We start from the raw sequence: 1,267 nt of genomic DNA on the forward strand, positions 1-1,267 counted from the left end.
AAGATCTTTTTTACTATTTTGAGAATGGAATGAGAGTATTTTACTCTAATTTAAGTCAGAAATGATAAATAGTCTCAAGCCCATGGATTATTTATTCCGTAATATCTTTTATGCGCAGTTCTTTAGGAACTTGAAAGTAAACATCTTCTTCTAAACCCGAAAGATTACTTACTTTTTGTACTCCATGTTCTTTTAAGAAAGTAATTAATTCTTGGACTAAGATATCTGGAGCAGAAGCACCGGCGGTAATCCCGATTTTTTTTACATTATCTAGCCAAGATAATTGAATGTCTTGTTTGCCATCAATTAAAAAGCTCTTGGTCCCTAAGCGATTCCCTAATTCCGCTAAACGTGAAGAATTTGAGGAGTTCTTTGAACCTACGACAAAGAGTAAATCTACTTGTAAAGCGAGATCACGTACTGCATTTTGACGATTGGTAGTTGCATAGCAGATATCGTTTTTTCTTGGTCCTTCAATATGAGGGTATTTATTACGTAGAGCTTCGATAATTTCTTTAGTGTCATCTAAAGATAAAGTCGTTTGAGTCATATAAGTTAAAGGATCGTCTTGAGAAAAGGTTAATTTCTCTACATCTGCAACAGACTCAACAAGAATCATTTTAGAGTTGTCAGAGATATATTGTCCCATGGTACCTATAACTTCAGGATGCCCTTGGTGACCGATTAAAATGGCATTAACTCCTTTACGAGCAGCTCTACTTACTTGCATATGTACTTTAGTCACTAAAGGGCAGGTAGCATCAAAAACCGTTAGTTGACGGTTTTTAGCTTCTTGGCGTACTTGTTGCGAGACGCCATGAGCAGAAAAAATAACAATGCTATCATCAGGAACCTCATCTAACTCCTCGACAAAGATAGCACCTCGATTACGCAGATCATCTACAACATAACGGTTATGTACTACTTCATGACGTACATATATAGGTTGATCAAAGTTTTCTAAGGCGAGGTTTACAATCGAAATTGCACGATCTACTCCCGCACAAAAGCCACGAGGATTAGCTAAAATAATTTCCATAAGTAATATAAAATCTAAGCTTTGAATTTTAGAAAAGCTATAATAAATGGTAGTACTTTTCAGATTATATATTTTACAACATCTTTCACAAAAATTACTAATAATCTAGAAAAGTAGGCGTAGCTTCTAGGGCTAAATAATAACAGCTATTAACAGCGAGTTTTAGGTATGAAGTTTTTTCATTTAGACAACTTAAATAGTGCATTTGCACAAAGTCCGATTTTAAAA

Annotated in this window: 1 protein-coding gene; it reads right to left on the minus strand. The window is 34.6% G+C overall.

The features are described from left to right. Window positions 1-91: 91 nt before the first annotated feature. Window positions 92-1,039 (minus strand): 4-hydroxy-3-methylbut-2-enyl diphosphate reductase, encoded by a 948-nt coding sequence (ispH, locus tag CKF59_RS06480; RefSeq protein WP_119535132.1) that lies wholly within the window; start codon window positions 1,037-1,039, stop codon window positions 92-94. Between the last annotated feature and the right edge of the window lie 228 nt (window positions 1,040-1,267).

This window comes from Psittacicella gerlachiana, from assembly GCF_003585965.1.
GTDB lineage: Bacteria > Pseudomonadota > Gammaproteobacteria > Enterobacterales > Psittacicellaceae > Psittacicella > Psittacicella gerlachiana.

Coding starts and splice junctions, on each gene's coding strand:
- ispH (WP_119535132.1), bottom strand. CDS start 1,039: ATGGAAATTATTTTAGCTAATCCTCGTGGCTTTTGTGCGGGAGTAGAT.